This window comes from Oceanobacter sp. ABM4_470 (assembly GCF_056158645.1).
Window position 1 is genome coordinate 1,315,862 of sequence record NZ_JBSWTR010000001.1, and the last position, 20,543, is coordinate 1,336,404.

Here is a 20,543-nt window from a genome sequence, read left to right on the forward strand (position 1 = left end):
TGTGCAATCTACTTTTACGTCCTCATCGTTCAATAAATCTGGCGTTCGGAGTCTTGGTCTTCAGAGAGGCGTTGATCTGACTGATCAATGCACGCTGAAACTTCCTTCTCGTGCGGCCTATTTCAGCCGCTTCCAATCAACACAGCAGTTAGCTGATTTGCACCGCTGGGCCGAGTCTCAATCGTTGCCATTCTTCGTATTGGGTGGCGGCAGTAATGTGCTGCCGTTACCTCATATTGAGGGGCTGGTTGTCCAATCGGGAATGACCGGCATTTTAGTGCTGGAGCAAGACGCTGATTCGGTGCTTGTTGCGGTGGATGCGGGGGTTGTCTGGCATGACTGGGTGTTGGCCAGTCTTGAATATGGCCATGGGCTCGAAAATCTGGCGTTGATTCCCGGCTCGGTGGGTGCGGCCCCGGTTCAGAACATTGGCGCGTATGGCGTTGAGGTGGCTGAGCTTATTGAATTTGTCGATGTTTATCAGCTTTCCATGGGCACTCAGCGGCGCATGATGGCGGCTGAATGCCAGTTTGGCTATCGGGATTCGGTCTTCAAGCAAGCTCTGCTGGGTGATGCCGTGATCTGCCGGGTGGCGTTTCGGTTAAAAAAGCAGTTTCAGCCGAACATTGAATACGCGCCGTTGAACGCCCAATTCACTGAGAAGCTGCCGACGCCAAGTGCCTTAATTGATGCTGTGGTGTCTATTCGGCAGTCGAAATTGCCCGATCCGGCGGTGATTGCCAATGTAGGGTCGTTCTTCAAGAATCCTGTGGTTGACCAAAAAGTTTATACCGTTATCTTGGGCCGGTTTGAGTCTGTGCCGGGTTACCCGGTTGACGAGCCGGGCAAGATCAAAATGGCGGCTGGCTGGCTGATTGAAAAAGCCGGTTGGAAAGGGCGTGTATCAGGTCATATCGGCATGCACGATCAGCAAGCCTTGGTGTTGGTTGCCCGGCAGGGCGCCACTTTGGATGAGGTGTTGGATGTAAGTGATCAGATCATTGCTGATGTGCAGGCGATATTCGGTGTGACGCTGGAGCGTGAGCCGCAATTGTTTGGCTCGTTAAGCTAACGCTTGCCACAGAATCAAAAAAGCCCCGATCGTTTTGCGACCGGGGCTTTTTCTTTGCTGGCGTTCTAACGATGTTTCGGCCTATTCTGAGTGAGCATTAGTTACTCAGATCAAACTGGTTCAGTTGCAAACCATCAGACTCAGTCCAGCGAATTTGCCAACCCTGGCTTTCAGACCAGTCGCCCAATACCCAGCGCTGACGCTGCTGGCCATCCAGTTCCCATTCGTGAACCTTGGGGCGGTGGGTGTGACCATGAATCATGATCCGGGTGTTGGATTGACTCAAGGCATCGTCAACTGCGCTTTGGGTAACATCCATGATGTCATCGGCTTTCATTTGGCCGCTGGCCTTGCTTTGGTCGCGGGCCTGTTTGGCAAATTCAATTCGCTCGGGAATCGTTTTCGACAAAAAGTCCGCTTGCCAAGCTGGGTTGCGCAGCATCAGGCGTACCTTCTGGTACTCGACATCGTCAAGGCAGAGGTGGTCGCCGTGCAGTAATAGCACTTGCAGGTCGCCCAGTTGAATGACGGTGTTTTCGTCAATCAGTGTGGCGCCTGTGCGCTGGCAGAAGGCGTTACCAATCAGAAAGTCGCGATTGCCATGCATGATGAACAGTTGGCAGCCGCTGTCGGACAGGGCTTTCAGGCCCTGTTCGACGGCGTCGTTCAATGGAGTGGATACATCATCGCCGATCCAGGCCTCAAAGAAATCGCCCAGAATGTACAGTCGCTCTGCATCGTTCAGGGATTTCAGATAGTTCAGAAAACCGGCTGTCATGGCTGGTTGCTGAAGGTTCAGGTGCAGATCAGAAATGAAGTAAACAGCCATGATTAAACGATTTCCGCTTTCTCGATGATCACGTCTTCGGCAGGAACGTCCTGGTGGCCCATTTTGGACGTGGTCTTAACAGCTTTGATGCGGTTAACCACATCCATGCCTTCAACCACTTCACCGAATACGCAGTAACCCCAGCCTTGCATGTTCTTGGCGGTGTGGTTCAGGAAGTCGTTGTCAGAAACGTTGATGAAGAACTGGGAGCTGGCGGAGTGTGGGTCCATGGTGCGGGCCATGGCGATGGTGCCGGCTTTGTTGGCCAAGCCGTTGTCGGCTTCGTTCTCGATTGGCGCTTTGCCTTCTGGCTTTTCGCCCATGTCTGGAGTGAAACCGCCACCCTGGATCATGAAGCCGTCGATGACGCGGTGAAAAATCAGGCCGTCATAAAAACCATCTTTGACGTAGCTTTCGAAGTTGGCGGCTGTGTTAGGCGCTTTCTCGTGGTTCAGTTCAATCTTGATGTCGCCGAAGTTGGTTTTTAACAGAATCATACTGGTTATATCCGGTGCAGGGCATTGGCCAAAACCAATGCGAGTTGTGGAATTCGTTCAATAATCAGGTAACGTTATTACCTGCGGGCGGGTATAATAGCGCCTTTTTTACGGGCTTACAGCGCCATTGGCTGCATCCAGTCATCTGTTCGCATGTGAGCCTGTCCGGATACATGTTGTTAGGGTGTTTATGACCGACGTTCCAGCACGTGGTAACAATTTTGTTGCCAAAATCATCGAAGAAGATCTGGCTTCTGGCAAAGTTGAGCGGGTAGTGACCCGATTCCCGCCAGAGCCGAATGGCTACCTGCATGTTGGCCATGCCAAATCCATCTGTCTGAACTTCGGCGTGGCCGAGCAGTTCGGCGGTGGCTGTAACCTGCGTTTCGATGACACCAATCCGGAAAAAGAAAGCCAGGAATACATCAACGCCATCAAGGAAGACGTGCAGTGGCTGGGTTTCCAGTGGCAGGGTGATATTCGCTTTGCATCGGATTATTTCGACCAGCTGCATCAGTGGGCCGTTGAGCTGATCAAGGCCGGCAAGGCGTATGTGTGTGATCTGAGCCCGGAAGATGCCCGTACCTATCGTGGCACTCTGACCGAGCCTGGCAAAAACAGCCCGTTCCGTGATCGTTCTGTTAACGAGAACCTGGAACTGTTTGAAAAAATGCGTCTGGGCGAATTTGACGAAGGCGCGTGTGTTCTGCGTGCCAAGATCGATATGGCGTCCAGCAACATGAACCTGCGTGACCCGATCATTTACCGTATTCGTAAGGTTCACCATCACCAGACGGGTGACAAGTGGTGCATCTACCCGACGTATGACTTCACCCACGGTCAGTCCGATGCCATCGAAGGCGTGACCCACTCTGTGTGTACGCTGGAATTTGAAGACCATCGTCCGCTGTACGAATGGTTTATTGATAGCCTGCCAGTGCCAGCACAGCCAAAACAGTACGAGTTTGGCCGCCTGAATCTGGATTATACCGTTACCTCCAAGCGTAAGCTGAAAGCTCTGGTAGACGATGAAGTGGTTACCGGTTGGAACGATCCGCGTATGCCTACCATTTCCGGTATGCGTCGTCGTGGTTTTACCCCGCGTTCCGTGCGCAACTTCTGTGAAATGATCGGTGTGACCCGCAGCGACGGCATGGTTGATGTGGCCATGCTGGAGCACGCAGTTCGTGATGATCTGAACAAGAATGCGCCGCGCGCCATGTGCGTGATCAACCCGCTGAAAGTGGTTATCGAAAATCTGCCAGAAGATCATCTGGAGCAGCTGACCGCGCCTTATCACCCTGAGCTGGATTTGGGTACGCGCGAGATGCCGTTCACACGTGAAATCCTGATTGATGCGGGTGACTTCAAAGAAGAGTACAGCAAGAAATTCAAGAAGAAGCTGACGCCGGGTAACCGTATCCGCTTGCGTCAGGGCTACGTTTTGGAAGCTCTGGACTACGACAAGAACGACGCTGGCGAAGTCACGCTGGTGCGCGCCAAGCTGATTGAGAATACTCTGGGTGTTGACCCGGAAGACGGCATCAAGCCAAAAGGTGTGGTTCACTGGGTGTCGGCCTCTCATGCAGTTGAAGCTGAGCTGCGCTTGTATCAGCGCCTGTTTAACAATCCGACGCCAGACAAGGGCGATGCTGACTACAAAGAGCACATCAATCCGGAATCTCTGGTGATTGCCAAGGGCTGGGTAGAACCTGCTCTGGCGAACGTTACTCCGGAAAGCAATTTCCAGTTCGAGCGTGAAGGCTACTACGTAGCTGACCGTTTCGATCACACTTCCGAGCAGCCGGTGTTCAACCTGACCATTGGTTTGCGTGAAGATAAAGCACTTCAAAAGGCATAAGTAAGTCCATGACTTTAAAGATTTTTAATACGCTGTCCCGACAGAAAGAAGAGTTCAAACCCCTGGTTGCTGGCAAAGTAGGTATGTACGTTTGTGGCATGACGGTTTATGACTTCTGTCACCTGGGTCATGCGCGAGTCATGGTGGCCTTTGACGTCATTGCCCGCTATCTGCGTCACCGTGGCTACGATGTAAATTACATTCGTAACATCACGGATATCGATGACAAAATCATCAAGCGTGCCAACGAAAATGGCGAAGCGTTTGATGCGCTGACTGAGCGTTTCATTGCTGAAATGCACAAGGATTCCGAGCTGCTGGGCATTGAAGCCCCTGATGCCGAGCCACGTGCTACGGCTCACATGGGCGACATCATTGCGCTGGTTGAAAGCCTGATTGAAAAAGGCTTTGCCTACGCGGCGGATAACGGCGATGTGTATTACTCGGTTCGCAAGTTTGAAGGCTATGGCCAGCTGTCTGGCAAGATTCTGGATGAGCTGGAAGCCGGTGCTCGTGTTGACGTTGAGCAGCACAAACAAGATCCGCTGGATTTTGTGCTTTGGAAAGCAGCCAAGCCGGAAGAGCCGCACTGGGATTCTCCTTGGGGTATTGGTCGTCCGGGCTGGCACATTGAATGCTCCGCTATGTCCAAGTGCTGCCTGGGTGACACCTTCGATATTCATGGTGGCGGCCCGGACCTGAAGTTCCCGCACCATGAAAACGAAATTGCCCAGTCAGAAGCAGCTAACGGCTGTAAGTTTGTAAATACCTGGATGCACGCGGGTGCCGTTCGTGTTGATGGCGAGAAGATGTCCAAGTCATTGGGTAACTTCTTCACTATTCGCGAAATTCTGGATAAATATCCTGCCGAGGTTGTGCGTTTCTTGCTGCTGTCTTCCCAGTATCGCAGTGCGATTAACTACAGCGAAGATAGCCTGAAAGAAGCTCAGGTTCGTCTGGAGCGTTTCTACAATGCACTCGACGGTGTGGAGGTGGGCGAAGTGGCCGATCTGGATAACGAGTTTTCAACTCGTTTCCATGAAGCTATGGACGACGACTTCAACACTCCTGAAGCCATCGCAGCGCTGTTCGAGTTGGCTCGCGAAATCAATAAGGCGAGTGGTGACGAGCAAGCAGCTTTGGCTGGTCAGCTGCGTTATTTGGGTGGTGTGCTGGGTTGTCTGCAATCTGATCCGAAAGCTTTCTTCCAGGCAGGTGCAGGTGACGAAGCTGGATGGATTGAAGAAATGATCCAGAAGCGCGCTGATGCCAAGAAGGCCAAAGACTTCGCCACGGCGGACGCTGTTCGTGACGAACTGGCTGCCAAGGGTATTACCCTGAAGGACGGTCCGGAAGGAACCACCTGGATCAAGCAGTAAGCAGGCTTTGCCTGTTCTCTTCCGTAAAACAAAAAACCGGCTTCGTGCCGGTTTTTTGTTTTCGGGTGTGTCAAAAGCCAGTATTGGAGAGGGGTTTTGAGTCTGTGGTTTGTGAGTGATTTGTGGTGCTTGGCTGTCAAGCACCACAAATCAAACCCCGAGGTCTTCCTCGTTAGTACTGATGCCTGCCTCACGTAGTTCTGCTGCCAGGGTGTTTACGTCATTGGCGAGTTTTGGCAGTACGTCGTTTGCAATATGGTCGAGTTGCTCGGTCATTAGCTTGCCTGCATGGCTTGCGCCATACACCCGGGCTACTCCCAATTCAATCAGGGCATCGGTCTCAGCATAGAAATCCTGAACCTCGGTCAGAAAGTAGCTGGGCGTTTCCAGTGTGGCGGGGGAGTTTTCCATGGATCTCCAAACGAACTGTCGCAACGTTGGCGTGTGTTGTTTGAGCTGGGACTTTGGAATCGCGCGGCTGAAATATTCCTTGTTGTAGCTGCGCAGCATGGTGACATTGGACGACACTTCCTGGTACAGCGAACGGCGTAAGTAGTAGTTGGATTGCTTGCTGGTGATGTCGTCAAAGGCGATGGCTTGCTCCAGACCAGCTTGGGCGGCCAGATAAACGCCGATAATCGTGGCTGCGATCATCAGCATTTGGCTGATCCAGAATCCGGAGGTTTTCAGGTCGGAGTGATCCGCGTTGGTGACCTTGTCCTTTAAGGTGCTGGTTGCTTTGGAGCTGCTGACGGGTGTGGTAGGCATTGAGGGCATCCTTACTGCTAAAAGCCGCAGGATATCTCAGCGGTGTCGCTGCATTATTGGTGTTTATCGCTTTGTAAGTTTTTTCTGGGTCAGGAAATGCAGTTTTGTGACCAGGGCCGCGTTTTAGTGAATTTCGGCCATAAAAAACCGGCAGTCGCCGGTTTTTTATTCGTTACCCATAGATAGTGCAAGCTGGCTTAGCTGTGCAGTTTCTCGCAGGCAAACAGGGTGTTTTCCAGCAGTTTGGCGCGGGTCATCGGGCCAACACCGCCTGGCACTGGAGTAATGAAAGAGGCTTTCTCAGCCGCAACATCAAAATCGATATCACCCACCAGCTTACCGTCATCGGTGCGGTTGATGCCCACATCAACAACGACAGTGCCTTCTTCAATCCACTCGCTGTTTACGATGCCAGGTTTGCCAACCGCAACAACCAGAATTTCAGCCTGGCGTACGTGGTATTCCAGATCGGCAGTGAAGCGGTGGCAAGTGGTTACCGTCGCACCGGCCAGCATCAGTTCCAATGTCATTGGGCGGCCAACAATGTTGGATGCGCCAACAACAACGGCACGCTTGCCTTTGGCATCAATGTTGTAGGTGTTTAGCAAATCCATAACACCGTAAGGAGTGCAAGGGCGCAGCAGCGGGATGCGCTGAGCCAGACGACCCATATTGAATGGGTGGAAACCGTCAACGTCTTTGTCCGGGGCGATGCGTTCCAGGATTTCGTCGGCTTTCAGGCCTTCTGGCAGCGGCAGTTGCACCAGAATGCCGTCGACGGTGTCGTCCTGGTTCAGTGTATCAATAAGCTCAATCAATTCTTGCTGGCTGGTTGTGACTGGCAGGTCGTAGGCTTTGCTGGCGATGCCTACTTGCTCGCAGTCGCGGCGCTTATGAGAAACGTATACCTGTGACGCCGGGTCTTCACCTACCAGAACAACGGCCAGGCCAGGTGCACGCTGTCCGGCTTCAACACGCTCGGAAACGCGTTGGCGAATAGTGGTGCGAATGGATTCGGCCTTGGCCTTGCCGTCAATCAGTTGTGCTGTCATTCGAATAACTCGTGGGGAGGAATAAAAAGATGCGCGGATTTTCTCATGTTGGCGCTGGAAAACAAAGCCAGGGGCGCTCTGAATAACTCGCGCGGAGCTGTGCAAGGTTATTCAGAGAGTCTCAGGCATATAAAGAGGGTATGGGAAGGTACAGAGAGTAGAGGGAGAGAGTGGGGCCCATGGATGAGTGGGTGGATGGTAGATAAATGATGGGGCGATGGATAAATGAAGGCGGGCTAGGGACCCTCTGAAAAACTCGGTGCCCGCTCTGGATGACAGGGCGACGCTGAATCACGAAGCTGATTTGCAGGCCTGACGGGTCAAGTCAAAAATCAGCGACACAGAGTCAGCAATGCCCTGCCATCCCCGTAGGGCGCGGCCTGCAGCCTGCCAGAACGGTGTTGGCGAATTTGGAAAGGACTGGTCATTCCGCTGCATTCGCCGCCTTGTTCTGACAATCTGCAGAACTCGCGCAGAGCTGTGCAGAGTTTTTCAGAGGGTCCCTAGAGCAGGATGTTGGTCTTTTGGGTGTTGGCGGCGCAAAACCCTACTGCTGAGTGGCTGGTTTAATCGATAATTGCACAGTGTTTGCACGGGCTGATTATTAATTGTTCTGAAAAACCAAAAATGCGCCAAAGTGATGATTTTTTTAAAGTTTTTTGAAACTTATGGTTGACGGCCTTGGGAGGTCTATATAATATGCGCGGCACTTGAGGGGCAGTCAGCAATGACAGCAAATCAAGTCTGCAAAACAGCGGGGTATAGCGCAGTCTGGTAGCGCGCCTGGTTTGGGACCAGGATGTCGGGAGTTCGAATCTCTCTACCCCGACCACTTTTCTTTAAAGACAAGTGGCCCGTGCGCCCGTAGCTCAACTGGATAGAGCATCGGCCTTCTAAGCCGAGGGTTGCAGGTTCAAGCCCTGCCGGGCGTGCCATTCAGGCATCCTGCAGTGCACAATGTGGTGACCGTAGCTCAGTTGGTAGAGTCCAGGATTGTGATTCCTGTTGTCGCGGGTTCGATCCCCGTCGGTCACCCCACTTCTTTATGTTAAGTTCCTGTTCGGTAAATCTGTCCTCTTGCAGAATATGGTGACCGTAGCTCAGTTGGTAGAGTCCAGGATTGTGATTCCTGTTGTCGCGGGTTCGATCCCCGTCGGTCACCCCACTTCTTCTTAGCTTCTCTGCTTCCTCTTCTGTTTTTGCTTTATTCTCCTGCTTTCGTCTCGCCTCAATAACCGCTTCATTTCGTCCTTTTATTCGTTTACAGGCTTGCGCTATACTCCGCGGCTTTGTTATTTGACGGCGGTTATCCGCCGGTGACTGTACTAACACGTTATCTGAGAGGCATCTATGCAAGTGTCCATCGAGACAACCACTGGTCTTCAGCGTTGCATGACTATTGGCATTCCAGCAGCAGAAGTAGAAGAGAAAGTAACTGCGGAACTGAAGCAGCTGGCAAAAGGCCGTCGTATCGATGGTTTCCGTCCTGGCAAAGTACCAGCTGCTGTTATCAAGCGTATGTTCGGCAAGCAGGCTCGTTACGAAGCTCTGAACCAGCAAATGCAGCAATCTTTTTTCAAAGCTGTACAGGATCAGGAAGTTAAGCTGGCGGGTATGCCTAGCTTTGAGCCGACTGTTGACGAAGAAGGCAAGGATTTCGAATTCAAGGCGACTTTTGAAGTTTACCCGGAAGTTTCCCTGAAAGATTTCTCTGAACTGACCATCGAACAGAAAACTGCTTCTGTTTCCGATGAAGACCTGGAGAAAATGGTTGATACCCTGCGTAAGCAGAACACCGTTTGGAACGAAGTTGACGCTGCCGCTGAATCTGGCGATCGCGTAACCATCGATTTCGAAGGTTTCATCGACGGTGAAGCGTTTGAAGGTGGCAAGGCTGAAGGTCACTCTCTGGAACTGGGTTCCGGCTCCATGATCCCAGGCTTCGAAGATGCCATCGTTGGTTTCGCCAAGGGCGATGAGAAGACCATCGACGTAACCTTCCCTGAGGATTACCACAAGGAAGAACTGAAGGCCAAGCCAGCTCAGTTCAAGATTGCTGTTCACAAAGTAGAAAAAGGTGAACTGCCAGAAATGAACGAAGGCTTCTTCAGCAGCTTTGGTGTTGAATCCAAAACTGAAGAAGAATTCCGCGCTGAAATCCGTACCAATATGGAACGCGAATTGACTCGCGCTCTGCGTACCCTGACCAAGAACACTGTTATCCAGCAGCTGACCGAAGCCAACGAAGTTGATGTTCCGGCTGCTCTGGTTGACCAGGAAATCGATCGTCTGCGCCAGCAAGCGGTTCAACAGTTCGGTGGTCAGATGGACGCTTCCCAGCTGCCAGCTGAAATCTTCAAGGGTCAGGCTGAAGGCCGCGTTAAAGTAGGTCTGCTGCTGAACGCTGCAATCGAAGCTGAAGACATGAAACCTTCTGAAGAAAAGGTTGCCGAACTGATTGAAGAGATCGCTCAGACTTACCAGGAGCCAGAGCAGGTGCGTGAATTCTACGCCAGCAACGCTCAGCAGAAGTCTCAGATCGAATCTCTGGCGCTGGAAGATCAGCTGATTGAGAAGATTCTGGCAGCGGCCACTGTTGAAGTAGCTGATACCAGCTACGAAGAAGTGATTCGCGCAGCAAATTCCAATCAGATGTAACAAAGATTGGTTTTGGGGACTGACAACGTCGTCCCCAGTGACTAAACTCAAAAACAGCCGCCCTAATTGCGGCTGTTTTTGTTAGAGAGTCATGTGTATTTGAAACGGGAGCAGGAATTATGAGTGGGATTTTTACTCAGGGCGCAGGTGACATTCAGGACGCTCTGGTCCCTATGGTTGTTGAGCAGTCAGCTCGCGGCGAACGGTCGTACGACATTTATTCCCGCTTGTTGAAGGAACGCGTTATCTTTTTGGTTGGCCCTGTTGAAGATCACATGGCAAACCTGGTAGTGGCTCAGTTGTTGTTCCTTGAGTCTGAAAACCCAGACAAGGATATTCATCTGTACATCAACTCTCCGGGCGGTTCTGTTACTGCTGGCATGTCAATTTATGACACCATGCAGTTCATTAAGCCCGATGTGAGCACCATGGTGATTGGTCAGGCGTGCAGCATGGGTGCCTTCCTGTTGGCGGCGGGTGCCGAAGGCAAGCGCTACAGTGTGCCTAACTCTCGCGTGATGATTCACCAGCCAAGCGGTGGTGCGCAGGGGCAGGCGACTGACATCCAGATTCATGCGAAGAATATCCAGCACACCAAGGATCGCCTGAATGCCATTCTGGCGCATCACACTGGTAAGGATGTGGAGCAGGTTGCTGCTGATACCGAACGAGATAATTTCATGACCGCTGATGAGGCGATGGCCTACGGTCTGGTGGATAAGGTTCTTTCCCGTCGCGGGGAGTGAAATTTGTCCCATGTGTAACGCTCTGCCCTTGAATCGGCAGGGCGTAGCACCTATATATGAAAGCTAAGATCAAGAATGAGGCAGTCGAATGACCGACGAGACTAAAGGCAAAGGCGAAGACGGCGGTAAGCTGCTCTACTGCTCTTTTTGCGGTAAGAGTCAGCATGAAGTGCGCAAGCTGATTGCCGGGCCTTCGGTGTTTATTTGTGATGAGTGCGTTGATCTGTGCAACGACATTATTCGCGAAGAAGTACAGGAAGCTGAAAACAAAGGTGGCTCGGATCAGCTGCCAACACCGAAAGAAATTCGCCAGACTCTGGACGAATACGTAATCGGTCAGGACAAGGCAAAGATTGTTCTGTCTGTTGCGGTGTATAACCACTACAAGCGTCTGCGCTTTGGTGAGGGCAAAGGTAACGATGTTGAACTCTCCAAGAGTAACATCCTGCTGATTGGTCCAACCGGTAGCGGTAAGACCCTGCTGGCAGAAACTCTGGCTCGACTGCTGAACGTTCCTTTCACCATTGCAGATGCTACGACGCTGACTGAAGCGGGCTATGTGGGTGAGGACGTTGAAAACATCATCCAGAAACTGCTGCAAAAATGTGATTACGACGTCGAGCGTGCTCAGCGTGGCATTGTCTATGTCGACGAAATCGACAAGATTTCCCGTAAGTCTGATAACCCGTCCATCACTCGTGATGTGTCCGGTGAGGGCGTACAGCAAGCGCTGTTGAAACTAGTAGAGGGTACGGTTGCATCGGTACCGCCTCAGGGTGGCCGTAAGCATCCACAGCAGGAGTTCCTGCAGGTTGATACCAGCAATATTCTGTTTATCTGTGGCGGTGCATTTGCGGGTCTGGATCAGATCATTCGTGACCGTTCCGAGAAGAGTTCTATTGGCTTCTCTGCCACGGTAAAAGGAAAGAACGAAGAGAAATCCGTTGGTCAGGCGCTGCGTGAAGTGGAGCCAAACGATCTGGTGAAATTCGGTTTGATCCCTGAGTTTATCGGTCGTTTGCCAGTGGTTGCTACTCTGGATGAGCTGGATAACGAAGCCTTGATTCGCATCTTGACTGAACCCAAGAACTCTCTGGTGCGTCAGTTCCAGAAGCTGTTTGAAATGGAAGATGTTGAGCTGGAAATTCGTGATTCGGCGCTTGAGGCAATTGCCAATTTGGCGATGGAGCGCAAGACCGGTGCTCGTGGCCTGCGTTCTATCCTGGAAAACGCCTTGTTGGAAACCATGTACAAGGTGCCTTCCGAAGAACACATTGCCAAGGTAGTGATCGAGGATTCAGTAATTCGCGGAACCGCTGAACCTATCATGATCTACGAAGGGGCGGACGTTCAGAAAGCCTCATCTGAAAACGACTGAACAACAGGTCGTTCCAGCATAAAAAGGAGCCAATGGCTCCTTTTTCTTTATGCGCCCCTTGTATTTCTCAATATTAGCCCCCACTCTGACTTTATACGTTAGAGCCGAGAAAGTTATCTGATGAATCAAGAAGTTTTACCATTACTGCCGTTGCGCGATGTTGTTGTTTTCCCTGCAATGGTGATCCCGCTTTTTGTCGGCCGTGAGAAGTCTATCAATGCGCTGGAAGAGGCGATGGCCGGCGACAAGCGTATTATGCTGGTAGCTCAAAAAGACGCGTCGGTTGATGAGCCTGGCGCTGAAGAGCTGCACTCCATTGGTACCATCGCGACCATTCTGCAATTGCTGCGCCTCCCGGACGGCACTGTCAAAGTGCTGGTTGAAGGTGAAGAGCGCGCCATTCTCGATCGCCTGATCGACGAAAGCGATTTATTCCGCGGTCAGGTTCAGCAAGCTGGCATTCGGGAAATCGGTGAGCGTGAAGACGAAGTCTTGACCCGTTCTTTGACCGGTCACTTCGAGCAGTACGTTCAACTTTCCAAAAAAGTGCCAAGCGAAGTGTTGTCGACCATCTCTGGTGTTGAAACCATCGGTCGCTTGAGTGACACCATTGCTGCCCATATCTCCCTGAAGCTCGAAGAGAAGCAGGAGGTTCTGGAAATGTTCGACCCGAAAGATCGGGTAGAGCACTTGATGGAGCTGATGGAATCCGAAATCGATTTGCTGAAGGTCGAGAAGCGTATTCGCGGCCGCGTTAAAAAGCAGATGGAAAAGAGCCAGCGTGAGTACTATCTGAATGAGCAAATGAAAGCCATTCAGAAAGAACTCGGCGATCTTGAAGATGGCGGCAACGAATTTGATGAACTGGCCGACAAGATTGAATCCGTTGGTCTGACCAAGGAAGCCCAGGAAAAAGCCGAAAGCGAGCTGCGCAAGCTGCGCATGATGTCGCCAATGTCTGCGGAAGCATCCGTTGTTCGTGGCTACCTGGACTGGTTGCTGAACCTGCCCTGGAAAAAACGCTCCCGTTTGAATCACGACCTGACTCGTGCTCAGGAAATTCTCGATGCCGATCACTACGGTCTTGAAGAAGTGAAAGAACGCATCCTTGAGTACCTGGCGGTTCAAAACCGGGTCAAGAAGGTCAAAGGTGCAGTGCTGTGTTTGGTAGGGCCTCCAGGTGTGGGTAAAACCTCACTGGGTAAGTCCATTGCTCGTGCCACTAATCGTCAGTTTGTTCGCATGGCCTTGGGTGGTGTGCGTGACGAATCCGAGATCCGCGGTCACCGTCGTACCTACATTGGCTCCATGCCGGGCAAGCTGGTTCAGCGCATGACCAAGGTCGGTGTTCGTAATCCGCTGTTCCTGTTGGATGAAATCGACAAGATGGGTATGGATCATCGAGGTGATCCGGCATCTGCCTTGCTGGAAGTGCTGGACCCGGAGCAGAACTCAACGTTCGCGGATCACTATCTGGAAGTGGATTACGATCTGTCCGACATCATGTTCGTTTGTACCTCCAACAGCATGAATATTCCGGGTCCGCTGCTGGATCGTATGGAAGTTATTCGCATCCCGGGTTACACCGAGGATGAAAAGGTAAACATTGCTCAGCGTTACCTGTTGCCAAAACAGGTGAAGCAGAACGGCCTGAAAGACAATGAGCTGAATCTGCCTGAAGAACAGCTGCGCAATATCATTCGTCACTACACCCGTGAAGCTGGTGTGCGTGGCCTTGAGCGCGAAATTGCCAAAGTGTGCCGTCGGGTGGTGAAAGCCAACATGCTCGACAAAACCACGTCTGAGCGCGTAATCGACGATGCACTGCTGGAAGAATACCTGGGTGTTTCCAAGTTCCGCTACGGTTTGGCTGGAGTAACCAACGAAGTGGGGCAGGTAACAGGCCTGGCGTGGACTAGTGTCGGTGGCGAGCTGCTGGATCTGGAAGCCACTGCAACGCCGGGTAAAGGCCGTATCATCAAAACCGGCTCTCTGGGTGATGTGATGCAGGAATCCATCCAGGCGGCGCTGACTGTGGTTCGTAGCCGTGCTGCTGGCATGGGTATCAGTACTGAGTTCTTTGAAAAGAACGATCTGCACGTACACGTACCTGAAGGTGCCACACCAAAAGACGGCCCTAGTGCGGGTATTGGTATGGCAACAGCACTGGTGTCTGTGATTACCGGCATTCCGGTGAAATCCGAAGTCGCCATGACTGGTGAAATCACCTTGCGAGGCAAAGTACTTGCCATTGGTGGCCTGAAAGAAAAATTATTGGCTGCACACCGCGGTGGTATCAAGACTGTCATTATTCCGAAGGAAAATGAGAAGGATCTGCGTGATATTCCTGACAACATCAAGCAGGATCTCGTGGTGATTGCGGTTGATTGGATTGATGAGGTTCTGGATCTGGCGCTGGAAAGCAAGCCGGAAGCTGTGTCCGAACAAATCATGGGTGCTGACGAGTCTGCGACCGCCAAGGATGAGCCAAGTCGTCCAAAGACGCACTGAGGCTGCTTGACGGTGTAAAACCCGCTTGGTATAAATCGACGCTCTTGAAAGTTTATGTAGCGATCGCCCGTTCGCATAATAAAGAAATGAGTATTGCGCACAGAGTGAGGGGATAAGTGTGAATAAGTCTGAACTGATTGATGCCATTGCCGCATCTGCTGATATTCCAAAAGCAGCTGCCGGTCGTGCACTGGACGCCATGATCGAAAGCATTGGCACCGCTTTGAAAGACGGTGATCAGGTTGCTCTGGTTGGTTTTGGTACCTTTGCGGTTAAAGAACGCGCTGAGCGTACTGGCCGTAACCCACAAACCGGTCAGCCTATCCAGATCGCAGCAGCCAAAGTGCCTGGCTTCAAGCCTGGCAAGGCGCTGAAAGACGCAGTTAACTGATTTGGCTGTAGAACCGCTAAGGTTCGTCCGGCTGGACTAACAACGAAAGTCGGATAAAAGAGCGCATCCCGGGATGCGCTCTTTTTATATGGCGGTAGCAAAAATTTGGAGGAATCATGCTACAAACCATGCGCGATAATGCACAGGGCATCGTCGCCAAAGTAATCGTATTTTTCATCATCATCGTATTTGCCCTGTTCGGTGTTGAAAGCATCGTAAACCTGGGTTCTGGCGATGATGCCGTGGCCAAGGTTGGTGACCGCGAGGTTTCCGAGCTGGATGTTCAGCGCATTGTTGAACAGCAAAAGCAAAACCTGCGCCGTCAATTTGGCAATCAGTTCGACGAAAACCTGTTTAACGATCAATTGCTGCGTCAATCCGCAATTGAGCAGCTGATTCAGCAAAACGTTGATCTGGTTCAGGCGGATGCCTTTGGTTTGTACGCTGCACCTACTGTGATTGATGAAGCCATTGTGTCGATCCCAGCGTTTCAGGTGGATGGCAAATTCAACAAGGAACAATTCATCAGTGTTCTGCGTATGAATGGCTGGACCCCAATGACCTTCCGCGCCAGCCTCGCCGATGACCTGAAAACCAGTCAGGCACAGCAAGCCGTCAGCCTGACCAATATTGCTACGCCATTCAAAGCACGCTACACCGCCATGATTAATGGCGAGCTGCGCACCTTGTCCTGGACTCAGGTTGCTTCTGAAGACATGTTGGCTGACGTTGCTGTAACTGAGGACGAAGTTCAGGGTTACTACGACGACAATAAACAGTCCTTCCAGACCCCTGAAACCGTTAAAGTGCGCTACGCCGGATTCGATCGTGCTGCCCTGGAAGCGGAGCAGGACGTAACCGAAGAAGACATCGAATCGGCCTATCAGGACTATGTGTCTGAAGAGTCGCAGAAAGAGCAGCGTCGCTCCCGTCACATTTTGATTGAAGTAAACGACGATCGCTCCGATGCAGATGCCAAGGCATTGGCTGAATCCATCAAGCAACAGCTGGACGACGGCGCGGATTTCGCTGAACTGGCGAAAGAAAACTCCGACGATATTGCCAGCGCCCAGCAGGGTGGTGAATTGGGCTTTATCGGACGCGGTGTGTTTGTGCCGGAGTTTGAAAATCAGTTGTTCTCAATGAATGTCGGCGACGTTTCGGCGCCGGTGAAGACCCAGTTCGGTTATCACATCATTGACCTGGAAGAGGTGAAAGGTCCGGATCTGGCGTCAATCGACGACAAGAAAGCCGAGCTGGAAAGCTACATCCGTTCTGAGAAAGCCAAGCTCTACATGGCGGAGCAGTCTCAGGAACTGGGTAACCTGGCGTTCTCTTCGGCCTCTATTGATGAGCTGGCTGAGACTCTGGGTCTGACTGTTAACGAAACGCCTGCGTTTACCCGTGATGCTGGCGAAGGTTTCGCTTCATCCGATCAGGTGCGTCAGCTGGCATTTGCTGAAAACGTGCTGTTGGACTCTGAGCTGAGTGATGTGGTTGAAACTGACGATGGTCTGTATGTTTTCCAGGTATCTGAGCACAAAGAGCCTGCGGCGTTGCCGCTGGAGCTGGTGCGTGCTCAGGTAGAAAATGCCATCAAGCGCAGCAAGGCACTGGATTTGGCTGAGGCCAAAGCAGACGAAATTGTTGCTGGCAATACCGAGGTTGACTGGAACGAACTGACCACAACCTTCATGCAAAGCAATGATCTGCCACGTGCCGGTCAGGTAAAGGCGTTTGGCCTGAAGCGGGGTGAGGTTGCCAGTGCGTTGGTGCCAGGTGGTTATGTGGTGGTTAAGGTTGATGCCATCCAGACCCCGGATATGGCGGATATCGTTGCTGATGATCAAACCCTGTTGCGTGAAGAGCAGCGTTTGTCTCGTGCAGGTGTAATTGGTTATCGCAAATGGGCTAAAGAGCACACTGAAATCGAACAACCTGACGCCTGATAGAAAAGCCCGCCTTGAGCGGGCTTTTTTACGTCTGTCGGAAATCAATCCAATGTGAAGGCTGCTAGCGGCTCTGCTACTGTTGTAACCGCAGTTGGGAAATGCCGGGAACAGCAATCACTTTACTAGTGAAAATTTGGAATTAATAAAACGTTACTATTGACTTAAAGGTAATGGATTAGAATAATTCCCACTGTCAATGTCCATTTGCGTCCTGAGGTGGTTTGTCAGGATAGGACGGAATGTTAACCAGTTGAATAAGTTGAGGAATCTATGAAGGTTCTCGTCGCTGTTAAACGCGTGATCGACTACAACGTCAAGGTCCGTGTTAAGCCAGATAATTCAGATGTAGATCTGACCAACGTCAAAATGGCTATGAACCCATTTTGTGAAATCGCCGTAGAGGAAGCGGTTCGCCTGAAAGAAAAAGGTGTTGCGACCGAGGTGGTTGTTGTATCCATTGGTCCAAAAGTAGCTCAGGAGCAGATTCGTACTGCACTGGCACTGGGTGCAGATCGCGGTATCCTCATCGAAACCGAAGAAAAGCTGGAATCCCTGTCCGTAGCCAAACTGCTGAAAGCCGTTGTTGAAAAAGAACAGCCTCAGCTGGTGTTGATGGGTAAGCAAACCATCGATAGCGACAACAACCAGACTGGCCAGATGCTGGGCGCTCTGACCGGTATGGCTCAGGGTACTTTCGCTTCTGAAGTGGTTGTTGAAGGCGACAAGGCTAACGTAACTCGCGAAGTAGACGGCGGTCTGCGTACCGTTGGTCTGGCTCTGCCAGCCATCGTAACTACCGACCTGCGTCTGAACGAGCCACGTTACGCATCTCTGCCTAACATCATGAAGGCCAAGCGCAAGCCTCTGGAAACCACCTCTCCAGCCGATCTGGGCGTTGCTATCGCGTCTACCCAGACTCTGGTTAAGGTGACTCCACCAGCAGAACGTCAAGCCGGTGTTAAGGTTGCCGACGTTGCTGAGCTGGTTGAGAAATTGAAAAACGAAGCCAAGGTTCTGTAAGGGGAGAATAAATAATGAGTATTCTGGTTGTTGCAGAACACGATAATTCTGCTCTGAAAGGCGCCACCCTGAACACTGTTGCAGCTGCTGCGGCAATTGGTGGTGACGTGACCGTACTGGTTGCTGGTTCTGGCTGTCAGGCCGTTGCTGAAGCTGCTGCCAAAGTGGCTGGTGTAAGCAAGGTACTGGTTGCGGATAACGCTGTATACGAACACCAGCTGGGTGAGGTTCTGGGTGAACTGGTAGCGGATGTTGCCAAAGGCTACACCCACGTACTGGCACCTGCGACGACGACGGGTAAGGACTTCCTGCCACGTACCGCCGCACTGCTGGACGTAAACATGCTGTCTGACGTTGTGGAAGTGGTATCCGCTGATACTTTCTCTCGTCCTATCTATGCTGGTAACGCCATTGCGACTTATCAGTCTGCAGACGCCATCAAGGTTCTGACTGTTCGTACTACCGCATTTGACGCTGTTGCTGCTGAAGGCGGTTCTGCTGCTGTTGAAGCTGTTGATTTCGTTAGCGGCTACGACAAGGCGGTCTTCGTTGGTGAAGAGCTGGCTCAGTCCGATCGTCCAGAACTGACCGCTGCTGAAGTGGTTGTGTCCGGTGGTCGTGGTATGGGCAATGGCGATAACTTCTCCATGCTGTACAGCTTGGCCGACAAGCTGGGCGCTGCCGTGGGTGCATCCCGTGCCGCGGTTGATGCCGGCTTCGTACCTAACGACCTGCAGGTTGGCCAAACCGGTAAGATCGTTGCTCCTGGCCTGTACATCGCGGTTGGTATTTCCGGCGCGATCCAGCATTTGGCTGGTATGAAGGATTCCAAAGTGATTGTTGCGATCAACAAAGACGAGGAAGCGCCTATTTTCCAGGTTGCTGACTATGGTCTGGTTGCTGATCTCTTTGAAGCGGTTCCAGAGCTCGAAAAACTCGTTTAATTTCAACGAGATGAAAAGCCCGGCACATGCCGGGCTTTTTTATGTCACTCGTTTGTCATTAAATAGACATATGCTGTACTGGCATTGAGTTTTGGCGTTTAAGGGATTTTTGAATTGGATATTGCGGTTATCGGAGCGGGTTACACAGGATTGGTGGTCGCTTCGTGTTTTGCGGAAATGGGCAATACGGTTGTTTGCCTGAGTACTGGTGCGGGTAGCGGCTCAGCTTCTGACCCGGCTTCGGATGCGCCAGCGCAAGCGGCTTCTGGCCCCGATCTGGCGTGTGTGTGTGAATCAGGGTTGGATAGCCAAATTCGTCGTAACCAACAAGCCCGGCGGTTGAGCTTCAGCTCTGACCTGCAAGCGGGTGTTGAAAATGCCGACATCTGTATCGTCGCCGTCGGCGAGCCCTCCGAGTCCCAAAGCATATTGTCCGAAAGCGCCATTCTTGAGTGCGTGTCTGAATTTGGCGACTATCTGCCAGCTGACTGCTTGCTGTTGATCAAGTCGACAGTGGCGGTGGGTACTGCTGATCGTGTCAGTGAGGTGCTCAATGCAACCCGGGCACAGGATCAGCTAATCGAAGTCGTTTCCAACCCGGAGTTTATGAAGGTCGGTACTGCTGTCAGCGACTTTATGAGCCCGGATCGCATTATTCTCGGTTGTCAGTCTGATGAGGCAAAAGAGCGCCTTACCCATCTTTACCAGGGTTTTGCCCGTAGTCGTGACAAAATACTATTTATGGGCCGCAAGGACGCCGAGCTGACCAAGTTTGCGGCGACGGCCATGTTGGCGACCCGTATTTCCCTGATGAACGAAATCGCACTGATTTCTGAGCAGTTTGGTGCCGACATCGAACAGGTTCGTCGTGGCATTGGCTCCGATAGCCGCATTGGCTACTCGTTTATTTACCCGGGCTGCGGATACGGTGGTGCGCAATTCACTGGCGACGTACGTGGCCTGATTGCATCGGCGGCTGAATATGGTGTTGAGCCTCTGGTGCTGGGGGCGGTCGAAGCCCGTAACCAGTCACAAAAGCAGCGTTTGTTTGAGAAGCTGTGCCATCGCTTTGGTGATGACCTGAACGGGCGTACGGTTGCGATTTGGGGGCTGGCGTTCAAGCCCGGCGTAGAGGACATGCACGAATCTGCGGCGGTGCCCTTGATCGAATCGCTGGCCAAGGCGGGGGCGAGAATCAAGGTGTATGATCCTGCCTGTGATGAAAATGTGTTGCGTGGCGCAATATCGTCACAGATTTTTGATGAAGGTATTCTAGAGTGTTCCCAACACCAGTACGATGCGGCGCTGGACGCCGATGCGCTGGTATTGGTAACCGAGTGGAAGCCTTTCCGTCAGCCCGATTTTGCTGTTTTGAAAAAGCTGCTAAAGCAGCCTGTTATTTTTGATGGTCGCAACCAGTATGACCCGGCGGTACTTGTCGAGCTTGGGTTTGAATATTCTGGTATCGGCCGAGTTGTTGGATGA

At 51.9% G+C, this 20,543-nt stretch carries 16 protein-coding genes and 4 tRNA genes; 16 read left to right on the forward strand and 4 right to left on the reverse strand.

Translation table 11 applies throughout. From position 1 onward, the window contains the following. Position 1: 1 nt before the first annotated feature. The gene (murB, locus tag ACXADJ_RS05825; RefSeq protein WP_475064012.1) at positions 2–1,072 is read left to right on the forward strand and encodes a UDP-N-acetylmuramate dehydrogenase; all 1,071 of its coding nucleotides are present in this window, start codon (positions 2–4) and stop codon (positions 1,070–1,072) included. Positions 1,073–1,169: 97 nt separating this feature from the next. Here murB and ACXADJ_RS05830 read toward each other — a convergent pair whose 3' ends face one another. Both ACXADJ_RS05830 and ACXADJ_RS05835 read right to left on the reverse strand, forming a co-directional pair. Beyond that, the gene (locus ACXADJ_RS05830) at positions 1,170–1,901 is read right to left on the reverse strand and encodes a UDP-2,3-diacylglucosamine diphosphatase (RefSeq protein ID WP_475064014.1); all 732 of its coding nucleotides are present in this window, start codon (positions 1,899–1,901) and stop codon (positions 1,170–1,172) included. Positions 1,902–1,903: 2 nt separating this feature from the next. Further along, on the reverse strand, positions 1,904–2,398 hold the full coding sequence (locus tag ACXADJ_RS05835; protein WP_028293494.1) for a peptidylprolyl isomerase: 495 nt from the start codon (positions 2,396–2,398) through the stop codon (positions 1,904–1,906). A 190-nt stretch (positions 2,399–2,588) separates the two neighbouring features. Here ACXADJ_RS05835 and ACXADJ_RS05840 point away from each other — a divergent pair, with 190 nt between their 5' ends. Together ACXADJ_RS05840 and cysS are read left to right on the forward strand one after the other, a co-directional pair. Further along, complete coding sequence (locus tag ACXADJ_RS05840; RefSeq protein WP_475064017.1) at positions 2,589–4,259, forward strand: glutamine--tRNA ligase/YqeY domain fusion protein; 1,671 nt, start codon at positions 2,589–2,591, stop codon at positions 4,257–4,259. Between the two features lie 8 nt (positions 4,260–4,267). Beyond that, the gene (cysS, locus tag ACXADJ_RS05845; RefSeq protein ID WP_475064019.1) at positions 4,268–5,638 is read left to right on the forward strand and encodes a cysteine--tRNA ligase; all 1,371 of its coding nucleotides are present in this window, start codon (positions 4,268–4,270) and stop codon (positions 5,636–5,638) included. A 150-nt stretch (positions 5,639–5,788) separates the two neighbouring features. Here cysS and ACXADJ_RS05850 read toward each other — a convergent pair whose 3' ends face one another. Both ACXADJ_RS05850 and folD read right to left on the reverse strand, forming a co-directional pair. Beyond that, the gene (locus tag ACXADJ_RS05850) at positions 5,789–6,406 is read right to left on the reverse strand and encodes a hypothetical protein (protein WP_475064021.1); all 618 of its coding nucleotides are present in this window, start codon (positions 6,404–6,406) and stop codon (positions 5,789–5,791) included. A gap of 197 nt (positions 6,407–6,603) precedes the next feature. Next, on the reverse strand, positions 6,604–7,458 hold the full coding sequence (folD, locus tag ACXADJ_RS05855) for a bifunctional methylenetetrahydrofolate dehydrogenase/methenyltetrahydrofolate cyclohydrolase FolD (RefSeq protein ID WP_475064023.1): 855 nt from the start codon (positions 7,456–7,458) through the stop codon (positions 6,604–6,606). Positions 7,459–8,213: 755 nt separating this feature from the next. Between folD and ACXADJ_RS05860 the strand changes: the two genes are divergently transcribed. The 13 genes from ACXADJ_RS05860 to ACXADJ_RS05920 all read left to right on the forward strand — a co-directional run bounded on the left by ACXADJ_RS05860 (position 8,214) and on the right by ACXADJ_RS05920 (position 20,543). After that, a tRNA-Pro gene (locus tag ACXADJ_RS05860) sits at positions 8,214–8,290 on the forward strand. Positions 8,291–8,316: 26 nt separating this feature from the next. After that, positions 8,317–8,393: transfer RNA gene (locus tag ACXADJ_RS05865), tRNA-Arg, on the forward strand. Positions 8,394–8,420: 27 nt separating this feature from the next. Beyond that, positions 8,421–8,496, forward strand: a tRNA-His gene (locus tag ACXADJ_RS05870). A gap of 51 nt (positions 8,497–8,547) precedes the next feature. Continuing rightward, positions 8,548–8,623 (forward strand) — tRNA-His (locus ACXADJ_RS05875). Positions 8,624–8,808: 185 nt separating this feature from the next. After that, complete coding sequence (tig, locus tag ACXADJ_RS05880) at positions 8,809–10,116, forward strand: trigger factor (protein WP_475064026.1); 1,308 nt, start codon at positions 8,809–8,811, stop codon at positions 10,114–10,116. A gap of 119 nt (positions 10,117–10,235) precedes the next feature. After that, the gene (gene clpP, locus ACXADJ_RS05885; protein ID WP_475064029.1) at positions 10,236–10,862 is read left to right on the forward strand and encodes an ATP-dependent Clp endopeptidase proteolytic subunit ClpP; all 627 of its coding nucleotides are present in this window, start codon (positions 10,236–10,238) and stop codon (positions 10,860–10,862) included. A gap of 88 nt (positions 10,863–10,950) precedes the next feature. Further along, the gene (gene clpX / locus ACXADJ_RS05890) at positions 10,951–12,240 is read left to right on the forward strand and encodes an ATP-dependent Clp protease ATP-binding subunit ClpX (protein WP_475064031.1); all 1,290 of its coding nucleotides are present in this window, start codon (positions 10,951–10,953) and stop codon (positions 12,238–12,240) included. Between the two features lie 120 nt (positions 12,241–12,360). Beyond that, entirely contained in the window at positions 12,361–14,751 is a 2,391-nt protein-coding gene (gene lon, locus ACXADJ_RS05895; RefSeq protein ID WP_475064035.1) for an endopeptidase La, read from the forward strand. Between the two features lie 118 nt (positions 14,752–14,869). After that, entirely contained in the window at positions 14,870–15,142 is a 273-nt protein-coding gene (locus tag ACXADJ_RS05900) for an HU family DNA-binding protein (protein ID WP_028293503.1), read from the forward strand. A gap of 116 nt (positions 15,143–15,258) precedes the next feature. Next, on the forward strand, positions 15,259–17,091 hold the full coding sequence (locus ACXADJ_RS05905) for a SurA N-terminal domain-containing protein (protein WP_475064041.1): 1,833 nt from the start codon (positions 15,259–15,261) through the stop codon (positions 17,089–17,091). A 273-nt stretch (positions 17,092–17,364) separates the two neighbouring features. After that, a complete protein-coding gene (locus ACXADJ_RS05910) occupies positions 17,365–18,114 on the forward strand; it encodes an electron transfer flavoprotein subunit beta/FixA family protein (RefSeq protein WP_475064045.1) in 750 nt (249 codons plus the stop codon). A gap of 14 nt (positions 18,115–18,128) precedes the next feature. Then, positions 18,129–19,058, forward strand: coding sequence for an electron transfer flavoprotein subunit alpha/FixB family protein (locus ACXADJ_RS05915; protein WP_475064049.1), 930 nt, complete (start codon positions 18,129–18,131; stop codon positions 19,056–19,058). Between the two features lie 114 nt (positions 19,059–19,172). Further along, positions 19,173–20,543 carry a UDP-glucose dehydrogenase family protein gene (locus ACXADJ_RS05920; RefSeq protein WP_475064052.1) on the forward strand — a complete coding sequence of 457 codons (1,371 nt, stop codon included), beginning with the start codon at positions 19,173–19,175 and terminating at the stop codon, positions 20,541–20,543.